Annotated in this window: 22 protein-coding genes and 3 tRNA genes; 10 read left to right on the top strand and 15 right to left on the bottom strand. The window is 43.9% G+C overall.

Annotated elements, in window-relative coordinates:
- Window positions 1-52 precede the first annotated feature (52 nt).
- Window positions 53-916 carry a YitT family protein gene (locus DW251_RS05715; protein ID WP_118300517.1) on the top strand — a complete coding sequence of 288 codons (864 nt, stop codon included), beginning with the start codon at window positions 53-55 and terminating at the stop codon, window positions 914-916.
- On the opposite strand, the gene DW251_RS05720 is transcribed toward DW251_RS05715, so the two are convergent.
- Window positions 913-2,049 carry an aldo/keto reductase gene (locus DW251_RS05720; protein ID WP_021869723.1) on the bottom strand — a complete coding sequence of 379 codons (1,137 nt, stop codon included), beginning with the start codon at window positions 2,047-2,049 and terminating at the stop codon, window positions 913-915. The two genes, DW251_RS05715 and DW251_RS05720, sit on opposite strands and share 4 nt — an antisense overlap.
- 236 nt (window positions 2,050-2,285) lie before the next feature.
- Here DW251_RS05720 and rpoN point away from each other — a divergent pair, with 236 nt between their 5' ends.
- The 4 genes from rpoN (at window position 2,286) to DW251_RS05740 (ending at window position 4,034) form a co-directional block, all read left to right on the top strand.
- Window positions 2,286-3,677: an RNA polymerase factor sigma-54 gene (rpoN, locus tag DW251_RS05725; protein WP_021869722.1), complete on the top strand. Its 1,392-nt coding sequence runs from the start codon at window positions 2,286-2,288 to the stop codon at window positions 3,675-3,677.
- A 112-nt stretch (window positions 3,678-3,789) separates the two neighbouring features.
- Window positions 3,790-3,862: transfer RNA gene (locus DW251_RS05730), tRNA-Phe, on the top strand.
- Window positions 3,863-3,866: 4 nt separating this feature from the next.
- A tRNA-Gly gene (locus DW251_RS05735) sits at window positions 3,867-3,937 on the top strand.
- A 25-nt stretch (window positions 3,938-3,962) separates the two neighbouring features.
- Window positions 3,963-4,034 (top strand) — tRNA-Gly (locus DW251_RS05740).
- A gap of 117 nt (window positions 4,035-4,151) precedes the next feature.
- Here DW251_RS05740 and DW251_RS05745 read toward each other — a convergent pair.
- From DW251_RS05745 to DW251_RS05775, 7 genes are all read right to left on the bottom strand, one after another.
- A complete protein-coding gene (locus tag DW251_RS05745) occupies window positions 4,152-4,634 on the bottom strand; it encodes a hypothetical protein (RefSeq protein WP_021869721.1) in 483 nt (160 codons plus the stop codon).
- 370 nt (window positions 4,635-5,004) lie between these two features.
- On the bottom strand, window positions 5,005-5,724 hold the full coding sequence (locus DW251_RS05750) for an N-acetylmuramoyl-L-alanine amidase (RefSeq protein WP_021869720.1): 720 nt from the start codon (window positions 5,722-5,724) through the stop codon (window positions 5,005-5,007).
- An 86-nt stretch (window positions 5,725-5,810) separates the two neighbouring features.
- Window positions 5,811-7,307: a metallophosphoesterase gene (locus DW251_RS05755; protein ID WP_243034886.1), complete on the bottom strand. Its 1,497-nt coding sequence runs from the start codon at window positions 7,305-7,307 to the stop codon at window positions 5,811-5,813.
- A gap of 49 nt (window positions 7,308-7,356) precedes the next feature.
- The gene (locus tag DW251_RS05760; protein ID WP_021869718.1) at window positions 7,357-9,066 is read right to left on the bottom strand and encodes a glycosyl hydrolase family 18 protein; all 1,710 of its coding nucleotides are present in this window, start codon (window positions 9,064-9,066) and stop codon (window positions 7,357-7,359) included.
- Between the two features lie 261 nt (window positions 9,067-9,327).
- Window positions 9,328-9,588 (bottom strand): hypothetical protein, encoded by a 261-nt coding sequence (locus DW251_RS05765; RefSeq protein ID WP_118300473.1) that lies wholly within the window; start codon window positions 9,586-9,588, stop codon window positions 9,328-9,330.
- Window positions 9,589-9,669: 81 nt separating this feature from the next.
- Window positions 9,670-10,257, bottom strand: a complete 588-nt coding sequence (locus tag DW251_RS05770) for a hypothetical protein (RefSeq protein ID WP_021869716.1) — start codon at window positions 10,255-10,257, stop codon at window positions 9,670-9,672.
- Complete coding sequence (locus DW251_RS05775; protein WP_347474624.1) at window positions 10,242-11,657, bottom strand: serine/threonine-protein kinase; 1,416 nt, start codon at window positions 11,655-11,657, stop codon at window positions 10,242-10,244. The genes DW251_RS05770 and DW251_RS05775 overlap by 16 nt, the downstream gene beginning before the upstream one ends.
- Before the next feature lie 373 nt (window positions 11,658-12,030).
- On the opposite strand from DW251_RS05775, the gene DW251_RS05780 reads away from it, so the two are divergent.
- A complete protein-coding gene (locus DW251_RS05780; protein WP_118300475.1) occupies window positions 12,031-12,780 on the top strand; it encodes an adaptor protein MecA in 750 nt (249 codons plus the stop codon).
- A 34-nt stretch (window positions 12,781-12,814) separates the two neighbouring features.
- Here the strand turns inward: DW251_RS05780 and DW251_RS05785 are convergent, their stop codons facing one another.
- The 3 genes from DW251_RS05785 to DW251_RS05795 form a co-directional block, all read right to left on the bottom strand.
- Window positions 12,815-13,492, bottom strand: a complete 678-nt coding sequence (locus DW251_RS05785) for a GntR family transcriptional regulator (RefSeq protein ID WP_021869713.1) — start codon at window positions 13,490-13,492, stop codon at window positions 12,815-12,817.
- A 26-nt stretch (window positions 13,493-13,518) separates the two neighbouring features.
- Window positions 13,519-14,601, bottom strand: coding sequence for a mannonate dehydratase (gene uxuA / locus DW251_RS05790; protein WP_118300476.1), 1,083 nt, complete (start codon window positions 14,599-14,601; stop codon window positions 13,519-13,521).
- A gap of 236 nt (window positions 14,602-14,837) precedes the next feature.
- Window positions 14,838-15,038: a DUF1858 domain-containing protein gene (locus DW251_RS05795; RefSeq protein ID WP_021869711.1), complete on the bottom strand. Its 201-nt coding sequence runs from the start codon at window positions 15,036-15,038 to the stop codon at window positions 14,838-14,840.
- 314 nt (window positions 15,039-15,352) lie between these two features.
- On the opposite strand from DW251_RS05795, the gene DW251_RS05800 reads away from it, so the two are divergent.
- On the top strand, window positions 15,353-15,520 hold the full coding sequence (locus tag DW251_RS05800) for a 4Fe-4S binding protein (protein WP_021869710.1): 168 nt from the start codon (window positions 15,353-15,355) through the stop codon (window positions 15,518-15,520).
- Between the two features lie 89 nt (window positions 15,521-15,609).
- A complete protein-coding gene (locus DW251_RS05805) occupies window positions 15,610-16,332 on the top strand; it encodes a gamma-glutamyl-gamma-aminobutyrate hydrolase family protein (RefSeq protein ID WP_118300477.1) in 723 nt (240 codons plus the stop codon).
- A gap of 106 nt (window positions 16,333-16,438) precedes the next feature.
- Here the strand turns inward: DW251_RS05805 and DW251_RS05810 are convergent, their stop codons facing one another.
- Together DW251_RS05810 and pckA are read right to left on the bottom strand one after the other, a co-directional pair.
- Complete coding sequence (locus DW251_RS05810; protein WP_118300478.1) at window positions 16,439-17,341, bottom strand: ribokinase; 903 nt, start codon at window positions 17,339-17,341, stop codon at window positions 16,439-16,441.
- A 243-nt stretch (window positions 17,342-17,584) separates the two neighbouring features.
- Entirely contained in the window at window positions 17,585-19,192 is a 1,608-nt protein-coding gene (pckA, locus tag DW251_RS05815; RefSeq protein ID WP_021869707.1) for a phosphoenolpyruvate carboxykinase (ATP), read from the bottom strand.
- Between the two features lie 275 nt (window positions 19,193-19,467).
- On the opposite strand from pckA, the gene DW251_RS05820 reads away from it, so the two are divergent.
- On the top strand, window positions 19,468-22,506 hold the full coding sequence (locus DW251_RS05820) for an insulinase family protein (RefSeq protein ID WP_118300479.1): 3,039 nt from the start codon (window positions 19,468-19,470) through the stop codon (window positions 22,504-22,506).
- An 88-nt stretch (window positions 22,507-22,594) separates the two neighbouring features.
- Here DW251_RS05820 and DW251_RS05825 read toward each other — a convergent pair whose 3' ends face one another.
- On the bottom strand, window positions 22,595-23,029 hold the full coding sequence (locus DW251_RS05825; RefSeq protein ID WP_021869705.1) for a hemerythrin family protein: 435 nt from the start codon (window positions 23,027-23,029) through the stop codon (window positions 22,595-22,597).
- Window positions 23,030-23,111: 82 nt separating this feature from the next.
- On the bottom strand, window positions 23,112-23,276 hold the full coding sequence (gene rd, locus DW251_RS05830; protein WP_021869704.1) for a rubredoxin: 165 nt from the start codon (window positions 23,274-23,276) through the stop codon (window positions 23,112-23,114).
- A gap of 346 nt (window positions 23,277-23,622) precedes the next feature.
- Between rd and DW251_RS05835 the strand changes: the two genes are divergently transcribed.
- Window positions 23,623-24,573, top strand: coding sequence for an NAD(P)-dependent oxidoreductase (locus DW251_RS05835; RefSeq protein ID WP_118300480.1), 951 nt, complete (start codon window positions 23,623-23,625; stop codon window positions 24,571-24,573).
- The last annotated feature ends 21 nt before the right edge of the window (window positions 24,574-24,594 follow it).

Consider the following 24,594-nt stretch of genomic DNA (forward strand, 5'->3'; position numbering starts at 1 on the left):
CACTTAATAAAATTAAGAAATATGATCAAGGAGCATTTAAGTCATTATGATGATGAAAGAAATAAAAAGTCCATTTTGGCGTACCATTTATGAATATGGATTAATTACCGTCAGCATCTGGATCATGGTAGTAGGAATTTATTTCTTCAAATTCCCAAACCACTTCGCATTTGGCGGAATTACCGGTTTTTCCACTGTAGTCAGCCAGCTTACACACTGGTCCGCCAGTGATTTTACATCTGTTACCAATACAGCCCTTCTGCTGTTAGGATTTTTATTCCTGGGCAAAGGCTTTGGATTAAAGACTGTATACGCAACCATGGTCATGTCAGTAAGCTTATCACTTCTTGAGCGTTTCTGCCCATTAAGTGCACCGCTCACCAGCCAGCCGCTCTTAGAGCTGATGTTTGCCATTTTCCTTCCGGCTGTAGGAACCGCGATCCTCTTTAATATTGGAGCATCCAGCGGCGGCACCGACATCATTGCCATGATCTTAAAGAAATATTCCAGCATGAACATCGGTACCGTGCTGATGTTAGTAGACATTGCATCCGTTGTTGCTTCCTACTTTATCTTCGGAGTAGAGACCGGCCTGTTCTCCACCATCGGTCTTGCAGCAAAATCACTGGTGATCGATGATGTAATTGAAAATATCAATCTTTGCAAATGTTTCAACATCATCTGTGATGATCCAAAACCAATCTGCGATTTCATTATCAATGGTTTAAACCGCAGTGCTACTGTATACCACGCAGAAGGCGCTTTCACCCATCACGATAAGACCGTTATCATGACCACCATGAAACGCAGCCAGGCATTAAAACTTCGCAATTACATAAAACGTGTAGAGCCAACTGCATTTATGCTGATCTCCAATTCCAGCGAGATCATCGGAAAAGGCTTCCTTGCAAATTAAGCCTCTTCTGTATTCAGTTCCTTTGCCACTTTTTCAAGGTCTGCCCTTATGGATAATCCCTGAGGACAGGCTTTTTCGCATGCCCCGCACTTTTTGCAAAGGTCAGCAGATGCATCCTGGACCTTCTGTTCTGCGTATGCTTTCTTCGCTTTTTCTTCCTCATCAAACATGGCACAGTTATTCCAGATGGAAAACATTTCCGGAATGTTTACCCCAAATGGACATGGCATACAGTAACGGCAGGAAGTACAGCCATTTTTCACCCGGCTGCGGATCAGGTCTGCTGCCTTCTCAACTGCTTCCTCTTCCGCTTCTGTCAGCGGCTGAAATTTTCCAAATGTTTCCAGATTATCTTCTAACTGTTCCATAGAGGACATTCCGCTTAAGATCACTTTTACATTTTCATGGCTTCCTACCCAGCGCAGAGCCCAGGAAGCAGCAGAACGGTCCGGATCTGCCTCATTTAAGGCTTCTTTTGCCTCTTCCGGCAGGTTTGCCAGACGGCCGCCCTTTACAGGTTCCATGATCACCATAGGAACGCCCATTTTTGCTGCAAGCTCATAGCCTTTATCCCCGGCCTGTACCTGGGTGTCAATATAATTATACTGGATCTGGCAGAAATCCCACTGACGGTAAGTAAGGATCTCTCTGAATACCGGGTATGTATCGTGGAAAGAAAAGCCCAGATGACGGATCTTTCCGCTTGCCTTCTTCGCTTCTGCCCATTCAATGATCCCTTCTTTTACCAGTTTTTCCCATCTGCCGGCATCTAAGGCATGAAGCAGGTAATAGTCAATGTATTTGGTCTGGAGCCTGGATAACTGCTCCTTAAACAGTCTTTCCGCATCTTCCACAGAATTCACCAGCCATACCGGCAGTTTTGTTGCCAGATAAAAGCTGTTTCGCGGATATTTTTTCAGGGCTCTGCCTAAAAATGGCTCGCTTTCTCCCTTATGATAAGGATAGGCCGTATCAATATAATTGATGCCTGCATTTAATGCTCTTCCGATCATTGCCTCTGCCTGCGCCTCATCAATGGTCCCGTCCTCATTTAAAGGGAAACGCATACATCCCAGTCCCAAAAGGGATACATTCTCCTCTCCTCCAATAAAGCGCATGGTTCTGTACTTCATTCTTTTTCCTCCTCCTGTTATTTTAAGCTGTTCTTAACTGTTTTTCTTCTTACATTTTACAGCTGCCTGCTTTCTTTATTATAGCAAATTATCTGCCGTATTACTATTAGATTACTGTCAGATAAAATCCCCGCCATTGTAGCCATTTTGGATTTATGTTATACTATAAGAAGCGCGTCAGCATGTGTTTGTGGATCAATTTATCACACACTAACCGAAAAAGAGAGGGAAACACTATGGATCTGAAACTACAGGTCAAACAGTCACAGGTCTTGTCACAACGTATGATCCAGTCTGCTGAGATCCTTCAGATGACATCACAGGAATTAAATACCTACATAAATGATCTTGCACTGGAAAATCCGGTGATCGACATTGTAGAACCGGCTGCCGGGGACAGCCAGAAAGAGTCTATTGAACAGCAGCAGTGGCTGAATTCTTTTAATGAGGAAAACTATTATTTATATCAGCGTCAGAATAATGATGACGACTACGACTTTAAAGACACCTGGAACATTAATACAGACGAAGGGGAAACATTAGCTGACTATCTATGGTCCCAGCTGATCAGTGAAGATTTTTCCGAACAGGAAACCGAGATCATCCACTTCTGTCTGGACAGTCTGGATAACCGGGGATACCTGACGGAAACACAGGAAGACATTGCCGCTTATTTTAAAACGGATACAGAAACCATCGACCGTATTTTAGAAGAGTTAAAATCCTTAGATCCTGCAGGGGTCTGTGCCTTTAACCTGGAAGAATGTCTAAAGCTTCAGTTAGAACGTAAAAAAATGCTCACACCTGTTATGGAGTCCCTGATCGACAATCACCTGGATATGGTAGCGAAAAACCAGATCCCGGCCATTGCCAGAGCCCTCCATCTTTCTTCCGGGGAAGCAGCCGGTTACTGCCAGATCATCAAATCCTTAAATCCAAAACCAGGAGTATCCTTCAGCAGCCGTGACCAGCTGCGCTATATCATACCGGATGTGACCATTGTAAAGTTCAAGGACCATTTTGACATTTTATTAAATGAGTCCATGTACCCGGGCATTGAAGTCAACAGCTACTACCGCCAGATGAACCAGGCACCTGACTCCCAGGAATTAAAAGAATACCTTGGAAATAAGATCCGCCAGGCCGAATGGGTCAAACAGTGCATCACCCAGCGCAGTAAGACCATGATGGACGTATCCAGAGTGATCTTAGAGCGCCAGGAAGCATTTTTCTCCCATGGTCCTAATTATTTAAAACCACTGCGTATGACAGATATCGCGGAAATCTTAGGGATCCATGAGTCCACTGTCAGCCGTGCAGTAAGCAAGAAATATCTCCAGTGCTCCTGGGGCGTATATCCCATGAATTTCTTCTTTTCCAGAAATGTGGGAACTTCAACTTCATCGACAGAGAAGTCCGACGATCCTTCCAAAGCAGTGACAGCCCGTAAGATCAAACAGCTGCTCCATGAGATCATTGCTGAGGAAAATAAAAAGAAGCCTTACAGCGACCGCCTTCTTGGAGAAAAGCTGACGGAAAAGGGGATCTCCATCTCCCGCCGCACCGTTGCAAAATACCGGGAAGAAGAAGGAATTCCCGATGCCAGCGGCCGGAAAGAATATACCTGATATAGCCCTCTGAAAAAGTTTTTAAAAAAGTTTTTAAAAATGCTTGACATTTTTTCTAAAAAAAGGTATGATATCACCGTTGTCGGTAATACAAATCATTGCTGACCGGGATGCCCAGATAGCTCAGTTGGTAGAGCAGAGGACTGAAAATCCTCGTGTCGTTGGTTCGATTCCGACTTTGGGCACTGTGCAGGTGTAGTTCAATGGTAGAACACTAGCCTTCCAAGCTAGATACGTGGGTTCGATTCCCATCACCTGCTTTGAAAATTAAATATTTTCAATTATGCGCGAGTGGCTCAGGGGTGGAGCACCACCTTGCCAAGGTGGGGGCCGCGGGTTCGAATCCCGTCTCGCGCTTTTTTTATTTTCTGAAGATCCTGGTTTTGCAGGATCTTTTATTTTTGTGTATAAAAATGAAAAAGCAGGCTCCGAAGAACCTGCCATTCATGGTACAATAAGATCGGCACCTTTTTCCTAAGCCAGCACTTTTCCTTCCGGGAACAGGCTTCTGAATACAGTTCTTACTAACGGTCCCGCAACGATCAGCTGGAAAGGCAGCGCCATAATAAAGTTTTTAGGAATGTTGGTAAGCCAGATGATCAGCAGCAGGTTCCACTGTCCGGAACGGACACAGGCTTCCAGTCCGCCATAGAAAGACATGATGATCACCATTGGAACTACCATACAGGTAGAGATAACGATCACTTTCTTTAACACACTGCTGTCTCTGTTTACAAAGAAACGGAAAGCAACTCCCTTAGCAGGTCCGGATACTACAAACCAGTCCATACAGAAAGCAAACACAACGGCAATTGGAAATCCCAGCCATCCTTCACGAAGCACCTCTGTGCTGAAGCCACCCATATGAAGGGTAACATTATACATGCTCATCCAGAGCACCATGGTAAAACACATCATTACACTGTAGATCAGACTTTCTCTTTTGTTCTGCGGCATTTTTCATTTCTCCTTTTTCATTTTCATGTACTTTTTTATGTTTGCATACGACAACCTGCCTGATCAGGCAGATGCGCATCGTCAGCGCAAAAAAAGAGACCATACGGGGACCTGGAAACATGTTTTCATGTTTCACGGTGACTCGTTTGATCTCTACTGCTATATCTCATATATTCGTATGCAATCTCACTGCGTCATACGCTTGCGCATTCTGTTTTGACAAAACACTATTATAGCGGCTCTTTTCCGGTTTCGTAAGTACTTTTTTTGTATTTTTTACATTTCGTCACTTTCTATAATACACTATATCTGTATACAGTATATTTTGTACGTCACTTACAACACCATTTTTTAGCCGGTCAGCCCCTTCTTACTGGTTCTGGTTCAGATATTCCATGATCCCCATATGTAAGGTCCAGGCCAGCCGGTCCTGGTACTCCTCTGTTTCCAGCTTTTTCGCCTCTTCCCGGTTGGATAAAAAGCCGCACTCTGCAATGACAATGGGTTCTTTCACATGAAGGAGGAGATAATAATTATCGTTGGCTTTTGCCTGCCTTTTATTACTATCTCCTAAAACATAGTCAAACCGTTTCTGCAAACTTTCTGCCAGTTTCTTTCCCCGGACAGAAGTCTTATAATAAAATACCTGTCCGCCCCGGATGGCCTCTTCATGGTAGCTGTTTTGATGGATACTGATCACCAGATCCGGCTTTGCCTCTTCGATCAGCTGGCAGCGCTTTTTCATATCCGCCATTTTTTTATGAGTATCTTTGCTGGAATACAGCCCGGTATCCACATCTCTGGTAAGTACCACCTTTACATCCGAAGCCTCCAAATACGTTTTCAGCTTTTTAGCCACTGCCAGATTAATATCTTTTTCCAGCTGACCATCGATCCCTACTTTTCCGGGATCTGTGCCCCCGTGTCCCGGATCAATTACAACAACCGCCTGTTTTTGCTCTCCGGGTCCATTTTCTGACTGTATATACTGCATCCCGGCTGCCGCCAGTCCTCCTGCCTGCCAGGATAAAAAAGCAACGGTTCCAAGAAGGACTACTCCCATAAGCAGCTGATAAGGAGACTGTTTCATGTTCCAGACCTGCTACCTTCTTTTTATCCAGTATATTCCCTTTTTCCTGAAATCAGTCAAAAATCCGGCCGGAGAATAATTAACGATCAATTTACTTCCAGATAGTTATAATCCTTTACTGCATCATCTACAATGTATTCCAGATATTCAAACAGCACCATAGGATAACAATATTCCTGCCACATCTTATATGCAGGTGTTGTCGTAGCCTCTTTTACCACTTCATAGGCTTTTCCACCATAGCAGGCTGCATTTAACTGTGCATATACCTCGGACATCTGCTCCTTCTGACGCTGGGTCAGTTTTACAAAAAGATCGCCTGTTTCCTCTTCCTCAGAGTCCTTCATTGCATCATAAGACTGGTTATAAAAAATGGTCCTTAATGCAGCCGGCGCATAGGTATTAAAATTCAACAGGTTCTCGTCTGTACTTTTATGCTTTCTGGCCCATTTTTCCATATCTACCTGTTGTGTGTGATAGGAAAAGCTTTCATCATCCCGGTATTCCAGCGCTCCGTACTGGCAGGGAGGTGTAGAAAGGGAACTGGTAACAATCTCATAAATACCTCTGTCTTCCTCATTCCTCATATAATGCTGTACATGGAGATGGCCGCTTAAAAACAACGGTACATTTTCCTCTTCCAGACGGTTTACCAGTTCTTCACTGTGTTCAATGGTGCAGTCTTCCACATAGATCTTACTTTCGTCTAACAGGTTGTGATGGGCAACAGGAAGAAGGATCACACCGTCATCCCAGGCTTCATCTAACTGGTCGTCGATCCAGTCATAGGTCTCTGTTTTTATCATTCCCCCCACTTTATTCGTAGGACTGTACTGACAGCTGTCCAGCATTAAAAGGCGCATATCCGGTCCAAGATCATAAGTATAACTTAGGGAAGCCGGATCCCTGCTCAGTGCCTCATCGTATCCAAAATCATTGTAGATCTCTGCAAACTCATTGGCAGAAACTGCCTCTGCCATCTGTCTTGACCTTCCATCAAAAGAAGCTGCATTCCTGTTATTGATATCGTGATTTCCCGGAATAACCACCACCTGGATCCCGTCTTTTTCCACCTGTTCCAGCTTCTTAGCCAGCTCCTTATGGCTTTCTTTTTCTCCGTTTAAAGTCAGATCCCCGCTTAAAATGATCACGTCCGGAGAAAGAGCTTCTACCTGTTCAAAAGCAGCGTCTGTGATCTCCCACACATAGTTGGTCAGTTTTCCGTCCCCATGTTCTACCATGTACTGAAATTCTTCCCCTTTATCTGTAAGGGAATCTGCCAGATAATGAATATCCGTCATCAGGACAATGCGCTTTCCGTTTTTCATCGGTTCCGCTTTTGTCTCTTTTTCCCCGTGTGGAAATGGTTCTATATCTTCCGGATGGGCATCGGTTGGTTTCTCCGTTTCTTCTTCTGTCTCTCCGGTGGGCTGTTGTTTTGTTTCATCTTTTGTCTCTGTTTCTGCCTGGGAAGCATTTGCAGGCTGTGTTTCCTTATTTCCCGGATACAGGCTGCATCCGGCCGCAGACATGCAAAAAGCAGACAGCAGCGCTGCCGTCATTATAAGTCTCTTCTTTTTCATCCTTCATCCCTCTATTTCCTGTAGCAGTTCAGTCATGGCTGAACTGCTACTATTTTACTTCATCCATAATCGTCCAGATATCCGCTGTCTCAAATCCCAGCTTCCAGCAGGCAATTCCCGCCAGGTCATACTGATTGACCAGGTCTTTTTTCAGTCCCAGGGACTTTGCCTCTTCCATCCAGATCTTCTGGACCCCGTTTTCATTTTCAATTTCACCATAGTACTGGCCTACCTTGTCCTGCCAGGTCAGTTCTACATTATTTTCATCTACCCATTTTTTGGCAGCTGTCATTCCATAGGCCTTTGATGTAGTCTTTCCGTCTTTTTCCGTCCACACTCTTGTATAGAAGGGAACACTGTTGATCAGTTTTTCCTTTGGAACTTCCTTAAGTGTGCCGGTAATACCATTTTCCACATAGGAAATGGAAGCAACGGAACCTGCATCTCCTCCTGCAAAATGCTCATCATATCCCATGACGATCACATAATCAGCCACGATTCCCTGTTCTTTCCGGTTGTAGAATGCACTGTAAACAGCAGGAACATAATCATCTACTGACAGAACCAGTCCCTTCTGTCTGCATGATACGGACATTTCACGGATAAACTGTACATAGTGAGGACCTGCTGAGGATTTCAGGCTTTCAAAATCCAGGTTAAAACCGTCAAAGCCATAGGTATCTGCCTCTTTCATCAGATTTTCGATCAGCTTTTTTCTGGTCGCAGTAGAAGAAAACAATTTGCCGGAGTCTACATTTTTCACGCTTTCTTCTGTACTGATATTGTCAAACATGGCCCATACCTGAATTCCTAAAGCATGTGCCTTATCTACATAATCCTTGCTTGCAAGGGACGTATAATTGCCCTCGTTGTCTGTTATATTAAACCAGGTAGGCACGATTACATTCATACCCTGGGCCGTATCTGCAACCTTGTCAAAGGTAGCATTTGCATCCTTTGTTGTCACCTGATGAAAGCCCAGACGTACTTTTCCATCCATGGAAATGTTTGTATACACAGGCGCATTAAATTCGCTGACCGGTGTTTCTTCCTCCACTTTGCTTAAACGGCTGTTTGGCACATAGCCCATATAACCATCTTCTGTGCGCACTTTAGACCATTTATCCATCTGCTCTAAGATCTGCACAGAGGTTCCCTTTTCTTCTGTATTGATGATCTCACTGCGGATACCACCTTTTATCCGAAGAGCTGTTTTATGACGGAGTGTGGCTGTCTCATATGTATCCCAGTCCGTATCAATGAAAACTCTTTTGATCTCACTGGTAGCAAAAGCCTCTTCCCGGATATCCGTATAATTTTTCACAAGCCCTAAAGAAAGATAGGTTTCCCCGTCCTTTTCTTTTAAAAGAGGCCCTGCTTCCCCTTCTGTGGACTCATCCGCATAGACGATCTCCTCCGGAAGGGCATAAACTAAAAGTTTCTCCCCGTCATCCCAGTAAAAACGCTGGTTTACATAGTCATCCACCCAGTCTACCGGCAGATATACCTGTCCATCCTCGTAAATACCTTTTGCTTCCTGAAGCTCGTTATCTAAGATCAGAGCCACCTGATTCCCTTTGATCTGGAAAACATCCCGCTTATCTGCCATCACCGTTCCCGGTTTTAAATATTTTCCATATAAAAATCCGGCTCCACAGCCTGCTGCAAGAAATATAAAACCTGCAAGCAACGCCGGTCCGCAGCCGCCTTTTTTTCTTCTGGTACGTTTTCTGCTTCGTCCTGTTGGTCTGTTCTGCATATCTTTTCCCTTTTCATTCTGTATGTACTCTCAAAACCCTTACTGCCGTACTTTTATCTGTTCTGCTATATTTCCAACTATTATGCAGTTTATCACTTATTTTTAAACGTAACAACTATATATCAGAAAACTTTAAACGTTTTGAAACCATTTCCCGGTACAAAAAAATACCCGGTGGACAGCCATATTTGCTTGCAGGCCGAGATGGTTATTTTCTCGATTTACTGTCCACCGGATATTTTATCTTTTTATCTTTTTCTTTTATTTTCTCTTTTTCTTTTGATCTTCTGAAAGATATACCTTATCAAAACGGATCTCTTTTAAACCGCCTTTATCGGAACAGACATAGTCTCCCATATAAAAGGCTCCGTCTTCTCCCACATCAAAGATCCTGGTCCAGTCTGCTTCCCTGCATTCTTTTCCGTCAATGATAATAGGGATCCCCCGTTTCTTAAAACGTTTTAAACCATCCAGGTAATCTTTTCGATGTCTTGCATCTTCATTTCTTTTCTTGCTTTTCATACTGTAACTTTCCCCCACCAGACCGCATCCTGTTTCGGAGGCCCTGTGACATATATCTTCCAGGATACGGCCAGTTTTCTTTTATACCAATATATCCGCAAACCATTCCATGGTCTGAATGTCCACTGAAAATGCATCTACTGAAAGAGGGATCCGTTTCACAGAAAGGCGAAACTGTCTTTCTATTTCTTTTCTCACGATCTCGCTGCCAAAAGCAGTCAGGCAGATCCAGTCTTTTCCCGTTTTTTCCTTTTCTGTAAACAGCCCCAAAAATGACTCCAGTTTCCATTCTGACAGGTCTGCGATCAGGATCTTTTCAGAGCACCGAAGCCACTCCGGAAAGACCTCATCTCTCACTTCTCCAAAGTCAATGAGGATCTCCTGATATTTTTTTTCCATACACGCAGCCAGTACCTCCGGTCCGCCCTGACAATAAAAATCCACCTCCAGGACCCGGAAAGGTTCTTTCTTAAAGCGGCCTCCTTCTTTTCCGGAAGCCTCCAGAAAATTTCTCATCCGTTCTGTATCCTTATGGGAATTCCACTGGATCACAGCTGTTTTCCTCTGTTTCCAGCTGCAAAAATAATTAGCCGCCCGGATACTGAAATGAGTTACCCCGGTTCCCCTTCCAGCTCCTATGATCCCGGTTACTTTTACTGTCGAAACCACGAAAATCTCCTTTTTTTCATGCTCTGCTTTTTTTCCGCTTTCTGTATACAATCCCAGAGAGATCTTAAAAAGCTGACTCCCTCTGCTCCAGGTTCAAAAGGGCTTATGTATTCCGGCTCCAGAAAAAGAAAGGGCTTATGCCCCAAAGTCATATCTTTATTCTTCTTTCCCCGGGCATGCCGCCAGACAAGAGCCATCGGGCCCATATTTTCTTCTTTCGATCCGGTCATCTTCTCCAACATCATTTTTGCCTTCCCGTACTCCCACAGGTTTTCACTGATCACTGCCGTAAGAAAATGATCCTTCTCTTTTAATGTCTGTCCTGCCTCTTCCCAGTTTGTGCCAAAATCTTTTATAACCACTTCAAACTCTGTATTTGTATCCAGCTTCACAGCCGGACCGTACCAGGGTTTCATAAGACATCCCTGAATATGATAGATACCACGGCCATCAATCCGCGCCCCGCCTGTACTTTCTGCCATGCGCCTTACTGCTCCTGTTTGATTTCTTTCTTCATACAGGACTTTTATCCCCATTTTGGTAAGATAGACGCAAAGGCCAAAAGCCAGATGGGTAGCTCCGGCTCCCGGTGTACTGCCTGCGATCACAATATTCAGAGATGATACCGCATTATTATCTGCGCTGATCAGGCGCCCGCCCCGTACAGAACGCTCCAGTGCCAGTTCCAGTTCTTTTGCTGATGGATAGCGCTTTGTTCTGTCTGGTTCCATACATTTTTTAATGATGTTCTGAAGCGGCCCTGATACTGTGATCCCACAGTCTGTTTCTGCCCCTGCTTTCAGGGTTCCGTATAGCATAAACCGGAGGATGGCACCAATGGCATAAATATCCGTCCTTTGGTCTAAAAGCTGGTCAGTTGTATATAGTTCAGGTGCTGCGCAGCCTGCAGTACCATACCGTTCTTTTCTTAAACTGGCGCTGTCGCTGTCTCCGGCATGGTCAAAATCGATCAGCTGTACCGTGCCTTTCCAGATCATCAGATTTTTCGGTTGTAGATCTAAATGTAATATGGGTTTATCACAAGAATGATGTAAATATTCAACTAATGAACAGATCTGCCGCCCATAGCGAACGGCTTCTGCTTCCTGAAATGGTCCCTGATCTTGGATTAGGTCATACAGAGAATTGCCTTCAAGATATTCCTCAATAAGATAAAAGTAGTGGCTGTCCTCTTCCAGATCATAAACCAGTGGGATCCCCGGATACTTAAGTTCTTTAAGCACCAACGCTTCTCTTCTGAATTCTTCGTAATCTTTATGCGTTTTCGGTACGCACTTAATGGCCCGGTACTCGTTTAATCCCAGGTGAACTGCTTTCCATACAGTTCCCGTGCGTCCTGCTCCCACTGTTTGAATCAGCCGGTATTTTCCAAACAGGATCTCCCTTTCGTTTCACCTCTCTTTCGTTACAATATCATCTCCTTTGGCTATCTTATCTGATAAGCTGTTACTTGTCTATGGTCTATATAATGACTACACATATAGCTGGGACATGGTGTATACATCTTTTCATTCACATTCTTTCTTAGAAGTCAAAGAAAAACGCCATTTCCTGTGTTTTTTCTTTTATCTTCTGCTCATATAGCTCATTTCTGTTGATAAATGCACACTAAAAATTTTAAATATATATTATTGATATTTAATTGATATTTCCACCCATTATGTAGTATATTCTAATTGTAGAAGTTTATCTTCATAACACGTGGCACTAAAACACACGACAAAACACAAAGAGAACAGGAAGTGATCCTATATGAAAATAGAACGAATTAGTGACAATCAGATACGCTGCACCCTGACAAGCTTAGATCTAAGCTCACGGGGGATCAATCTGGCGGAACTGGCTTATGGCTCTGAAAAGGCCAGAAACCTGTTCCGTGAAATGATCCAGCAGGCAGCACAGGAAGTTGGGTTTGAAGCGGAAGATATTCCGTTAATGGTAGAAGCCATTCCTCTGTCTTCCGAAAGCATTATGCTTATTGTGACAAAAGTAGAAGATCCGGAAGAGTTAGATACCCGCTTCTCCAAGTTTTCTCCTTTTGCAGAAGCAGAGTCAGAAAATCTCCTTTCCCAGCTGGCAGATGAATTTCTGGAAGGCGCCGGTGACCTGGCTAAACTTCTGGGACAAAACGGAACAGAGGAACTTAAGGCAAATGTAAATACAGCTGCCGAAAACACAGGAACAGAGAATGCAAAAGCTCCACAGATCCAACTGCGCACTTTCCGTTTTGACAGTCTGGATCAGATCAGTGAAGCTGCAAAAGCTGCCGAAGACAGCTGTGATGACATTCACAACGCACTTTATAAAAAACCATCCACCCGTCAGTATTATCTGGTATTAAATAATAAGGACTGCAATGAACTGGATTTCTCCAGAGTCTGCAACGTGCTGGCTGAATATGCGGCCAAACTGCCAAATGAATATGCGGGAGAAGCCTATTACAAAGAACATTATGAATTAATGATCGGAGAAAAGGCTTTGCAGAAACTAAAAAATCTGTAAAAATTAACGCCCCGGATATCCGGGGCGCGTTTGTTTATTTGAAATAATCCGGGAATTCCTGACGGAATTTTCCTTCATTTAACTGCCACCGGCTCAAATGCTTTTCCATCTGGGCCATGGCATTTTCTTTTTTATGCTCGGCAATAAACTGGATAATTTTCCTGTGATCTTCGATAATGGTATTATCTTTCACTGTATTTACAGAAAGGCTGCGGATACGGTCATAGTGGATAGCCAGTTTCTGGCACATACCATAAGTCAGTTCTCTGTGGCAGATCATAAACAGCTTATGATGCATCTCATCATCTAACTGCATTACCATTTCCGGCCGGGAATTTTCCATATAAAATTCCTGCAGTCCTACATTTTCCTGCAGCCATTTTATATCTTCTTCGGTTGCCATTTCACAGCACATTCCCGCGATCTGCTTTTCTAAAAGCACACGCAGGGAACGGGCTTCTTCTACCAGTTCCACATCGATTGGCGCAATGCGCATACCGCGTTGGGGGAATATTTCTATAATACGTGACTCTTCGCTTAACTGGATCACCGCCTCCCGCACAGGAGTCCGGCTAACGCCTATTTTTGCCGCAAATTCCATATCATTAAAGGCTTCACCTGGCTTTAATTCCAGAGAAATAACCTGTTCCCGTATCATACGGTATGCGTATTCCCTGGCTGTTTCTCCTGATCTTTTTCCCTGTGCGTTCATGGTTTCATTTCTCCTGTTTTCTGCTTCTACTCCTGATGTGCGTTTCCATTCTGCTTTACGATTGCTTCCCACAGTCCGTTCAGGTAGCATGCACCCAACGCACGGTCATACAGGCCATATCCTGGCATGGAAACCTCACCCCAGATCGCTCTTCCGTGGTCTGGGCGGATAATGCCGTCAAAGCCGATATCATACAGCGCTTTCATGATCTCATACATATCCATGCTTCCGTCAGCTGATAAGTGAGCTGCTTCCTGGAAATCTCTGTAACCATTATACTGCAAGTTGCGCACATGTGCAAAATGAATACGTCCCTTTAAAGAACGGATGATGTCCGGGATATCATTTTCCGGATTGCTTCCTAAAGATCCGGTGCAGAGAGTTACGCCGTTAAATGGTGCATCTACTGCCTTCATCAGTTTTAAGAGGTGCTCCTTATCGGTAATGATACGGGAAAGACCGAAAACAGGCCATGCAGGATCATCTGGATGGATCGCCATACGGATATCGTACTTTTCACATACAGGCTGGATTGCTTTTAAGAAATATACCAGGTTGTTAAATAATTTTTCTTCATCTACATCCTTGTACATTTCAAACAGCTCTTTAATTCTTGCCATACGCTCCGGCTCCCAGCCAGGAAGTTCAAAACCATTGGACTTCTCACCCATGGACTCGAACATGTTTTCCGGATTGATCTTGTCGATCTCTTTCTGGTCATATGCTAAAACAGTAGAACCATCCGGGCGTACCTTTGCCAGATCAGAACGGGTCCAGTCAAATACAGGCATGAAATTGTAGCAGACTACATGGATATCTGCCTGTCCTAAGCGCTCCAGGGTAGTGATATAGTTTGCAATGTATTTTTCACGGTCCGGTGTTCCTACCTTAATAGCGTCATGGATATTTACGCTTTCAATTCCCATTACCTTAAGGCCTTTTGCTTCTACCTTCTCCTTCATCTGAAGAATGCGCTCCATAGGCCACTCTTCGCCTGCAGGGATATCATATAAAGTAGTGATAACGCCCTTTACTCCTGGGATCTGGCGGATCTGCTCTAAAGAAACAGAGTCAACTCCTTCACCAAACCAACGCAATGTCATATCCATAATGTTTACCTCCTGAGTGTTTAAAAATTTTAAATTATTTTTATTTTCCCAAATCAGTGTTGTGTTAATATACTAATATATTACTCAATATACTAAGTATCGGCCCAATTGTCAAGAGTGCTTTTGTAAATTAAACGCAAAAACCGCCTGCTGCAAAGTGCTTTTCAACTTGCACTTTACAGCAGACGGTTTTTTACATCGGGTCTTTACCCGTACATGTTCTCTTGTGGATAAACTTATCTGTCAGCCAGGATCTCATTCATCTTGGAAACCAGATCATCGCAGTCGATTCCATGAACCATGCATGCCTCTTCCAGAGATTCAGCCTGAGAAGCTGGGCATCCAAGGCAGTGCATTCCTGCACCCATCAGCATCTGAGGGATCAGCTCATCCATGTGGATCAGTTCACCGATCAGCATTGTCTTTTCGATCTTCATGTGTATTTCCTCCTTATATTCTATATACTATACGTAAATATGCTATACGCTTTTATCAGCATAATACATTTTGGATTTTTTGGCAAGCCTATTTCTTTTGTAGGTTTACCTTTAAACCCGCAAACCCTTGTATTTACTGGCGTTTTAGATAGTTTTGACTAACCATTTTGCTCCTAAATTTGTACAATTTATACAGCTTTAGGGGGTATTTTCCTCTTGAATAATTGTCCAGAATCGTTTACAATAAAGAAACAATAAACGAGATTGTTTTTGAAGTTTCAAAAACATCTAAATATATAAGGAGGTATTTTATCATGGCATATGTAATTACTGATGGTTGTGTAAGCTGCGGAACCTGTGCTGGCGAATGTCCAGTAGGTGCAATCTCTGAGGGAGATGGCAAGTACGTTATCGACGCTGATTCCTGCATCGAGTGCGGAACCTGCGCTGCTGCCTGTCCAACCGGCGCTATCGAAGGCTAATTATAAGCTACATAAGAAAACCACAGAGCATTTGCTTTGTGGTTTTTTTTTCTATCATATAATTAATGTCAAAAAGGACGTAATACACCATGACTCAAAAAAAGCCCATCATCGGCATCACACCATCACACAACACTGAAAATAATGATACCAGCCTCCGTCCTACCTATCCAAAAGCCATCGCCGCAGCAGGCGGACTGCCGATCCTGCTTCCGTTGGAATGCAGCGATGAGGATATAAAACAGTTTATGGACGTTTGTGACGGTTTTCTTTTTACAGGAGGACCGGACATTAATCCATTTCTTTTTGGGGAAGATACCCATTTAAAATGTGGAAATATATCTGCTGCCAGAGACCACCTGGAATTTCGCCTTCTTTCGGCTGCTATGGACGCCGGAAAGCCGATCTTTGGCATCTGCCGAGGTGTTCAGGTATTAAATGTAGGCCTTGGTGGAAGTCTGTATCAGGATATCCCATCCCAGACAGAACGGGAATTTCCTATCGCACACCAGCAGCCGTTTTACTATAATATCCCATGTCACCGGGTGAATATTACAGAGAATACTCTCCTTCACTCCATCTGCCACGGTGAGACCCAGATTGCTGTAAACAGCAGCCATCACCAGTGTGTGCATATTCCGGCACCGGGACTGGTAGTTTCTGCGGTTGCTCCGGACGGTATTATCGAGGCTGTTGAAAAGCCTGATTACCCGAATTTCTTCCTGGGAGTGCAGTGGCATCCGGAATATCTCTGGGACAGAGATGAGGCTGCTATGGGACTGTTTCAGGCATTTATGGATGCGTGTAAATAATATTTCCCTGCTGTCAAAACCGCAGTTTTCAACAGATATACTTCAATATGATTGCTTTATCCACAAACTGACATTTGGTTTTGCACATTGAGAAACTGAGATCTGCTTACTCCGCAAATTCCCAGTTCTCAACTTCATCTAAAGTCGGTACAGATGGTGCTGCCCCTGGTCTTGACACTGCAATTGCAGACGCTCTTGATGCCAAGTCCAGTGCCTCTTTTGGGCTTTTGCCCTTGCTGATGGCGGATACGAAGAAACCAGTAAAAGTATCGCCTGCAGCTGTGGTATCTACTGCTTTTACTTTATAGCACTTTTGTGGGATCACCTGGTCTTTGTCAATATAAACAGAACCCTGAGAGCCTAACGTAAGGACGACTGCTGCCTGCGGGAACATGGAGCGGAAAGCTGCCGCTGCTTCCTGTGTACTTTCCAGTTCCTTCTGTCCTAAGATCTGGGCTGCTTCAATCTCATTCACAAAGAACAGCGTTACCTTGTCCAATGGGAGCGCTTTTATTTTTTCATCCATTGGGGACGGATTTAACACGATCTTCATCTGTTTTTCAGCTGCTTTTTCCATCAGATAAGGCAGATTGCTGGTCTCGTTCTGTAAGACTAAATAATCTCCTGCATCAAACTGGTCTAATGTAGCGTCGATCTGTTCTTTTGTGATCCGCTGATTAGCACCGCCATAGAGAAGGATACAGTTATCTCCTTCTGCATCATTTTGGATAATGGCATGTCCTGTGGAACACTGGCTATCTAAAACTACCAGATCTGTGTTCACACCAGCTTCTTTTAACTGCTCTACAAGAAATTCTCCCCCTTTTCCGATCCTTCCTGCATGGAAAACCTGCGCCCCGGCGCGTCCTAATGCAGTAGACTGGTTTAAGCCTTTTCCGCCGCTGAAAATGTTCATCTGGCTGGAAGAGATAGTTTCGCCTTTTTGTACGAAATGGTCTACGCTGTATACATAATCGATATTCAGTGAACCGAAGTTTAATATTTTCATGTAAATAACCCCCATTTGCATTTTTTAACATTATAGCATACTTACAATCCCTGCACTAGCGTGCTTGTGCCGCCTGCGTAAGCAGGCGGAATTTTCTCATTTATAGCGCAAAAAAACGCAGCCCCATAAGCTACAGGACTGCGTTTTTCTTATACGTTACGCCGGCTCTCATCTTGCGTGACCTGTCGGTCCCACAAGATGCATCGGATGGTCATCCGATGTAAGATCCAGTCTTTTTTCGTTTTATTTCTGTGGGCCAGCTGCTACCAGTGCTTTACCAGCTTCGTTGCTCTCGTACTTAGCGAAGTTCTTGATGAATCTGCTTGCCAGATCCTCTGCCTTCTTCTCCCACTCAGCTGCATCTGCGTAGGTGTCGCGTGGGTCAAGGATTGCAGGATCTACACCTGGAAGTTCGGTAGGTACTTCGAAATCGAAGTGAGGGATCTTCTTGGTAGGTGCCTTTAAGATATCGCCGCTTAAGATAGCGTCGATGATACCACGGGTATCCTTAATGGAGATACGCTTGCCGGTACCGTTCCATCCGGTATTTACTAAGTATGCCTTAGCGCCGCTCTTTTCCATCTTCTTAACCAACTCAGCTGCATACTTTGTAGGATGCAGTTCCAGGAATGCCTGACCGAAGCAAGCAGAGAAGGTAGGTGTAGGCTCAGTGATTCCACGCTCTGTACCAGCTAATTTAGCTGTAAATCCAGACAGGAAGTAATACTGGGTCTGCTCTGGTGTCAGGATAGATACTGGAGGCAGTACGCCGAAAGCATCTGCGGACAGGAAGATAACGTTCTTTGCTGCAGGACCTGCAGAGATTGGGCGAACGATCTTCTCGATGTGGTCGATTGGGTAGGAAACACGGGTGTTCTCGGTTACGCTCTTATCAGCGAAATCGATCTTTCCTTCTTTATCCAGAGTAACGTTCTCAAGCAGAGCGTTTCTCTTGATTGCATTGTAGATATCTGGCTCAGAATCCTTATCCAGGTTGATAACCTTAGCGTAGCATCCGCCTTCAAAGTTGAATACGCCATTGTCATCCCAGCCGTGCTCATCATCACCGATCAGCAGACGCTTAGGATCTGTAGACAGAGTGGTCTTACCTGTACCGGACAGACCGAAGAAGATTGCGGTGTTCTCACCGTTCATATCTGTATTTGCGGAGCAGTGCATGGAAGCGATGCCCTTTAATGGCAGATAGTAGTTCATCATGGAGAACATACCCTTCTTCATCTCGCCGCCGTACCATGTATTGATGATAACCTGCTCACGGCTTGTGATGTTGAATACAACTGCAGTCTCAGAGTTCAGACCTAATTCCTTGTAGTTCTCTACTTTAGCCTTGGATGCGTTGTAAACAACGAAATCTGGCTCGAAGTTTTCCAGCTCTTCAGCAGTTGGCTTGATGAACATGTTGGTAACGAAATGTGCCTGCCAAGCTACTTCAACGATAAAACGGATTGCCATACGAGTGTCCTTGTTTGCGCCGCAGAATGCATCTACAACGTAAAGTTTCTTGTTGGACAGCTCTTTCTGAGCGATCTCTTTAACAGCCTTCCAAGCCTCCTGGGATGCTGGATGGTTGTCGTTCTTGTATTCATCAGAGGTCCACCATACAGTGTCCTTGGAGTTCTCGTCTACAACGATGAATTTGTCTTTAGGAGAACGTCCTGTATAGATGCCAGTCATAACGTTAACTGCTCCCAGTTCGCTGACCTGTCCTTTTTCATAACCTTCCAGTTCTGGTTTGGTTTCTTCCTCAAATAACATTTCATAGGAAGGATTGTACACAATCTCTGTGGTTCCGGTAATGCCATACTTTGTTAAATCGATTTTTGCTGCCATCTTACTAACCTCTTTCCTTTCGTAATTGATCATAAGGGATAGATGCGATTGTATTTTTTCGCATGCACTACAGATTATCCCACTAATTTGTTAAAATGTCAACAAAGGATAGTAGTAATATTTTAACGTATTTTTATCAGTTTTTACTGCATTTATTCGGCGAATTGTAAAAATTGTAAAAAAAGGATCTCCGTGTTAAAATAGTTGGGAATAGAGATACTGGGAACGAATACGAAAAAAGTAATTTTGAAACTGAAACATCAGGAGGATCTTACATGACAACTCTGCCGGAAAAAGGCGAAGAGATTTTTGGATATAAAGTGATGGACCAGACCACTGTTTCCATGTTGGGAGCCCGTATAACGGAACTCTCCCATGCCTGCAGCGGTGCCAGAGTCCTGTATATAGAAAATGATGACCGGGAACTGGGTTTTAACCTGATCTACCGCACGCCCCAGTTAGACCAGTCGGACAGCAACCACATTTTAGAGCATCTGATGCTGTGCTCCTGCTCCCGCTATCCCAGCCGGGATATTTTCTTTGATATGGACAGCAAAAGCTATTCTACCTTTATGAACGGCCTTACGGATAATACCTACACCTGCTATCCGGTGTGTTCCCAGAGTGAGGACCAGTTATTAAAGATAATGGATGTATTTTTATGCTGTATGGAGGAACCGGATGCCTTAAAAGAAGATTATTTCTTCCGTCGGGAAGCACTGCGCTATGAGCTGGAAAGTGAAGATGAGGAACTGTCTTTAGAAGGAACCGTCTTTAATGAAGACTGGGGGCATTTAACGGACATTCAGGAAAATGCAGACAGCTTTATGGCGGAAACTCTTTATGAAGGCCAGACTGCTTCCCATTTACTTGGCCGTGCACATTTTCATTACAAGGATATTTCTTTTGGGCGGATCAGGGAGCGGTTTGAAAAATTTTACCGTTATTCCAACTGCCTGATCGTTTTATACGGAAAAATGGATATTGCCCGGGTTCTGACTTTTCTGGACAAAGAACATTTATCCCGTTTTCCAGTTGCAGCGGGCATAGTGGATCATGATCTTCTTTCTTATTTCCATGAACCGGTAAAACAGGGATTTTTCAAACGTCAGGCGGAAAGTCCGGCTTATGAGGGAAATCCGGGAAATAATAACGGGATCATTGATTATGGCATCGACCTTTCCGGCTGCAGTGAGCAGGACCTGATTTTCTGGGACATGGTAACAGATATTTTGGATCAGGACACCTCTGCCATTCATCGTGCCGCCCGTGAAAAGGGTCTTAACAATGTGATCGAAGTTTATCTGGATACAGCACCGGCTCTCCCTTCTTTAAAATTCCGCCTGCACAATGCAAAACCGGGACAGGATGAGGAGTTTTTAGCTGCTGTAAAGACAGGTCTTAAAGAAGTTTCCGAAAATGGCGTTTCTTCAGATCTGTTTCATGCAGTTTTAAAAGAAAACCGTCTTTCTGACTGTCTTACCAGAGAGGCGCCTCATCTTGGGTTCCATATTTCTGAGGAGATCGGTAAATACTGGAGCACAACGGATAAGACCGGATATTTTACTCTTTATGAAAACTGTTTTGATACCTTCTTTCAGGATGAGAAACAGGATATTTTGCGCAGACTTGCTGGAGATGCTTTAACTCCTTCTTTAAGTGCCGTTGTCACCACTGTTCCCAAACCGGGTCTGGCGGAAGCCATGGAAGAAGAAAAGGAACAGTATTTGAAAGAAAAAAAGGCTTCTTTAAGCAAAAAAGAGATTTTAAAATTAATGGAGGACACAAAGGATTTCCAGATCTGGAACCAGAATGACCAGTGCAATCTGGACTTTCTCATACAGCCGGAAGATCTGCCCGGCCCGGAAGCAGAGCCGGTGATCTCTGAAACCGTTTTACATGATATACACTGCCTTTCCAGTGCGGTTTCTTTAAAGGGGATCGGCTGCTATCAGCTTTTCTTTGATATCAGCGGTTTGAAGCCTTCTGACTGGAATTACCTGACCCTCTATCAGATGCTTTTAACAGAACTGGATACCAGTCATTTTACAGTAGAACAGCAGAAAAACAAGGAACAGGAACTGCTTTATGACTGTACTTTTGATGAACTGTATCCGGAAAGGGAAGCTGGCAAGAACAGTCATCCTATGATGAGCGTGTTCTGGTATGGACTTACAGAGGATTTTGAAGAAGGTCTGGAACTGCTTTTGGATCTTATGGGCGGCTGCGATTATGAGGACTGTGAGACCATTTTACGGGTCATTGACAAGTATCTGCCGGATTATGACATGTCCAGGTCTGACAATGGTCCATCTCTGGCTTACAGCCTTACAGAGCGGTATATCAGGCGGGACAGTTGCTTCCGGTATCTGCTGAACCAGCCAGGTATGTATGACTTTTTGAAGGAGATACGGGATGTGCTGGAGCGGGCGCAGGAGGTTGAAAAGTCAGTCAATTCTACTGATTATACTGATATGCAACTCAGCAGCTCACATACCCCAGGCACCACTGAGACTGCGACTCTGGACGTCAAAGCCCTGGAAGCCGCAAAACAGATTTCTAAAAACCTGCGCCGGGTGGCTGACTGCATTTTAAATAAACACAGGCTTGTATTCCTTGCCTGTGCAGATGAAAACAGCCTGGCATCTATTCTGGAACATAGTACAAAACGGCTTTCAGCTCTTCATGAGGTCACAGAAGATGCACCTCTTCCGGACAGCATTTTCACCTGCCCACGCAGAAGTGCCGCTGCTATTGACAGTCCTTTGGAAGAAGTGCGTATGACCGGTGATTTTGGCAATGTTTCTGAATTTATGGGCCGTCATCTTCCATTTTTGCTGGCTGCGGCTGACAAATATATTAAACCTGCTATCCGCTATCAGGGCTGTGCCTATGACAGCGGTGTGGATTTTCTCCTGCCAAACCGGTATTTTACCTTGTGGAGCACTTCCGACTCACGGATCCGCTCTACTCTTGAAACATTCGCCTCTGCAGGAGAACAGCTTGAAAACCTGGCGATCAGTGAGGAAGACCTGCGGGGCTATATTTTAAGCGCCTATGCCCAGGCACTGCCACCGTCCGGCATGTTAAACGGCCGGATGCGTTTCCTGCGCCGCAGATTATTTGGTATTTCAACGGATCATATCAATAAAATGATAATGGATATCAGGAACAGTTCTTTGAAAGACCAAAGAACGGCTGCCAAGCTGATCCACAAGATCTTGCAGAACAGTCCGGCTGCCGTTGTAGGAAATGAAAAGTTGATCGAGGAAAATAAAGATTTATTTGATGAAGTGATGAAGTTGCATTCATAAAAATTTATAGAAGCTGCCACTGGCAGCCTTTGCCAGATCCATAGCAACATAACAGGGGACGCATTACTCACGCGTCCCCTGATCTAATTTAACATCTGTCTGGATTTTCTCTCATAAAGATAAATTCTGCTACAGAACGGTCAAATGTCTTAATATGTCCAAACAGCCAGTCAACTACGTTCTTCTGTACCAGTTCACTGAACTTGTCTGTAGGTCCTTCATAATCCTGAAGATATTCATACAGCTCCTGAATGGACTTCTTAAACTCTTCATGCTTCTCATGATGCTGTCCGCGTTCCGGATAACCGGCTTTTTCCTGAAGCTCTTCCTCTTCTTTGAAATGGAAGTCAGTGTACTCATCCAGATAATCTAACATTTTAATGGCTTTCACCTTGCTGTCACCATTCTGACAGGCTACTACGAAATTTCGGATACGGTCGATCAGTTCTTTGTGCTGTGTATCAATGGTATTATTTCCGGTTACTAAATTGTCATCAAAAGTAATGTTTAAATCGTAAGTCATAGTCTGGCCTCCATTTCTTTTATTTGCTGTGTTTAGCTTATCTTTCTCTTGTGTGTTTCAATGTCTCAGTGCTTTTCCCTGCTTAACCTTCAACAACTATGAAAACATCTTTTCCTAATCCACAAATCGGACATACCCAGTCATCCGGGATATCTTCAAAAGCAGTTCCAGGAGCGATACCTCCGTCCGGATCTCCTACTGCCGGGTCGTAAATATATCCACATGGTTCGCATTCAAATTTCTTCATAGTCAATTCTCCTTTTCGATTTTTATTTATTTCTGTTATCAGATATTCCACCGGATCTTCCGGTGTTTTGTTTTTATTTTGTTGCTTTGTTTTGTATGTCTGTATTATACATGATAATTCTTCTCTTGTCAATATTAGTAATCATTATTATTTTTATTTTATTTAATTTTTTCTTCAGTCTTTGCGCAAAACCAAATTTGCTAGTATAATGAAGCGTAGTGAAAAATAAGCGGCTGCGAAGCAGACATTTATTTTTTACAAGCCATTAACGAATGAACCGTCTGCGCAAGCAGACAGCGAAGCGCCTCAACAGACCGCAAATATAGAGCGTAAAGGAGAATGATCCATGAACCACAAAACCGTTGTTTTCAACGAAGCAAAAATGAACTTTGACGGAAATCTTGATTTTTCCGTTCTTTCTTCAGAAGTAGTCACCTACAGTGACACCACACCTGATCAGTTTTTAGAGCGCGTGGCAGATGCAGAAATCCTTGTTACTAAAGAAATGCCTGTAAGCCGTGAACAGATCCTGGCGCTGCCGGACAGAGTGAAGCTGATCTGCGAAGCGGGAACCGGTTATAACAACCTGGATCTGGATGCAGCGCGGGAAAAGGGAATTACTGTATGCAATATCCCGGCTTACAGTTCGGAGCGTGTAGCACACACTGCCATTATGATGATCTTAAATTTAAGTTCCACCATGCAGACCCAGATGGCTATGCTGGCAAAGGGAAACCATGACAATTTTACCAAAAATCTCCAGGTTCCTCATGTGGAAGTAAACGGAAAAACTCTGGGTATCATCGGCGCCGGAAATATTGGACGCACTGTGATGAAGATTGCAAAAGCATTGGATATGAACATTCTTGTGTATACAAGAACTCCTAGAGAAGAGGAGGAAAATGTACATTATACTGATCTGGAAACGGTACTGAAAAACAGCGACTATGTTTCCCTTCACTGCCCGCTGACACCAGCTACCAGACATCTGATCAATGCTGATACTCTGGTGCTGATGAAGCCAACTGCTTTCCTGATCAATACATCCAGAGGCGCTCTGATTGATGAACCGGCACTGATCAAAGCTTTACAGGAGCACAAGATCGCAGGTGCCGGACTGGATGTACAGGAAACAGAACCGCCTGTAGAAGACAATCCGTTATACACACTGGATAATGTGATCCTTACACCTCACATGGGCTGGAAGGGCCTGGAGACCCGACAGAGACTTTTAAGCATCTTAAAGGGAAATATTGATGGATTTATCAACGGAAAGCCTGTAAATGTGGTTTCATAAAACCGGTCATTTTATATTTAC

Origin of the sequence: Clostridium sp. AM22-11AC, from assembly GCF_003473545.1 — a bacterium.
Taxonomy (GTDB): domain Bacteria; phylum Bacillota; class Clostridia; order Lachnospirales; family Lachnospiraceae; genus Enterocloster.

Coding starts and splice junctions, on each gene's coding strand:
- DW251_RS05795 (WP_021869711.1), bottom strand. CDS start 15,038: ATGAAGATCGAAAAGACAATGCTGATCGGTGAACTGATCCACATGGAT.
- uxuA (WP_118300476.1), bottom strand. CDS start 14,601: ATGGATATGACATTGCGTTGGTTTGGTGAAGGAGTTGACTCTGTTTCT.
- rd (WP_021869704.1), bottom strand. CDS start 23,276: ATGAAGAAATTTGAATGCGAACCATGTGGATATATTTACGACCCGGCA.
- pckA (WP_021869707.1), bottom strand. CDS start 19,192: ATGGCAGCAAAAATCGATTTAACAAAGTATGGCATTACCGGAACCACA.
- DW251_RS05750 (WP_021869720.1), bottom strand. CDS start 5,724: ATGAAACAGTCTCCTTATCAGCTGCTTATGGGAGTAGTCCTTCTTGGA.
- rpoN (WP_021869722.1), top strand. CDS start 2,286: ATGGATCTGAAACTACAGGTCAAACAGTCACAGGTCTTGTCACAACGT.
- DW251_RS05745 (WP_021869721.1), bottom strand. CDS start 4,634: ATGCCGCAGAACAAAAGAGAAAGTCTGATCTACAGTGTAATGATGTGT.
- DW251_RS05820 (WP_118300479.1), top strand. CDS start 19,468: ATGACAACTCTGCCGGAAAAAGGCGAAGAGATTTTTGGATATAAAGTG.
- DW251_RS05810 (WP_118300478.1), bottom strand. CDS start 17,341: ATGAAAATATTAAACTTCGGTTCACTGAATATCGATTATGTATACAGC.
- DW251_RS05835 (WP_118300480.1), top strand. CDS start 23,623: ATGAACCACAAAACCGTTGTTTTCAACGAAGCAAAAATGAACTTTGAC.
- DW251_RS05805 (WP_118300477.1), top strand. CDS start 15,610: ATGACTCAAAAAAAGCCCATCATCGGCATCACACCATCACACAACACT.
- DW251_RS05720 (WP_021869723.1), bottom strand. CDS start 2,049: ATGAAGTACAGAACCATGCGCTTTATTGGAGGAGAGGAGAATGTATCC.
- DW251_RS05825 (WP_021869705.1), bottom strand. CDS start 23,029: ATGACTTACGATTTAAACATTACTTTTGATGACAATTTAGTAACCGGA.
- DW251_RS05800 (WP_021869710.1), top strand. CDS start 15,353: ATGGCATATGTAATTACTGATGGTTGTGTAAGCTGCGGAACCTGTGCT.
- DW251_RS05780 (WP_118300475.1), top strand. CDS start 12,031: ATGAAAATAGAACGAATTAGTGACAATCAGATACGCTGCACCCTGACA.
- DW251_RS05765 (WP_118300473.1), bottom strand. CDS start 9,588: ATGAAAAGCAAGAAAAGAAATGAAGATGCAAGACATCGAAAAGATTAC.
- DW251_RS05785 (WP_021869713.1), bottom strand. CDS start 13,492: ATGAACGCACAGGGAAAAAGATCAGGAGAAACAGCCAGGGAATACGCA.
- DW251_RS05755 (WP_243034886.1), bottom strand. CDS start 7,307: ATGAAAAAGAAGAGACTTATAATGACGGCAGCGCTGCTGTCTGCTTTT.
- DW251_RS05715 (WP_118300517.1), top strand. CDS start 53: ATGAAAGAAATAAAAAGTCCATTTTGGCGTACCATTTATGAATATGGA.
- DW251_RS05760 (WP_021869718.1), bottom strand. CDS start 9,066: ATGCAGAACAGACCAACAGGACGAAGCAGAAAACGTACCAGAAGAAAA.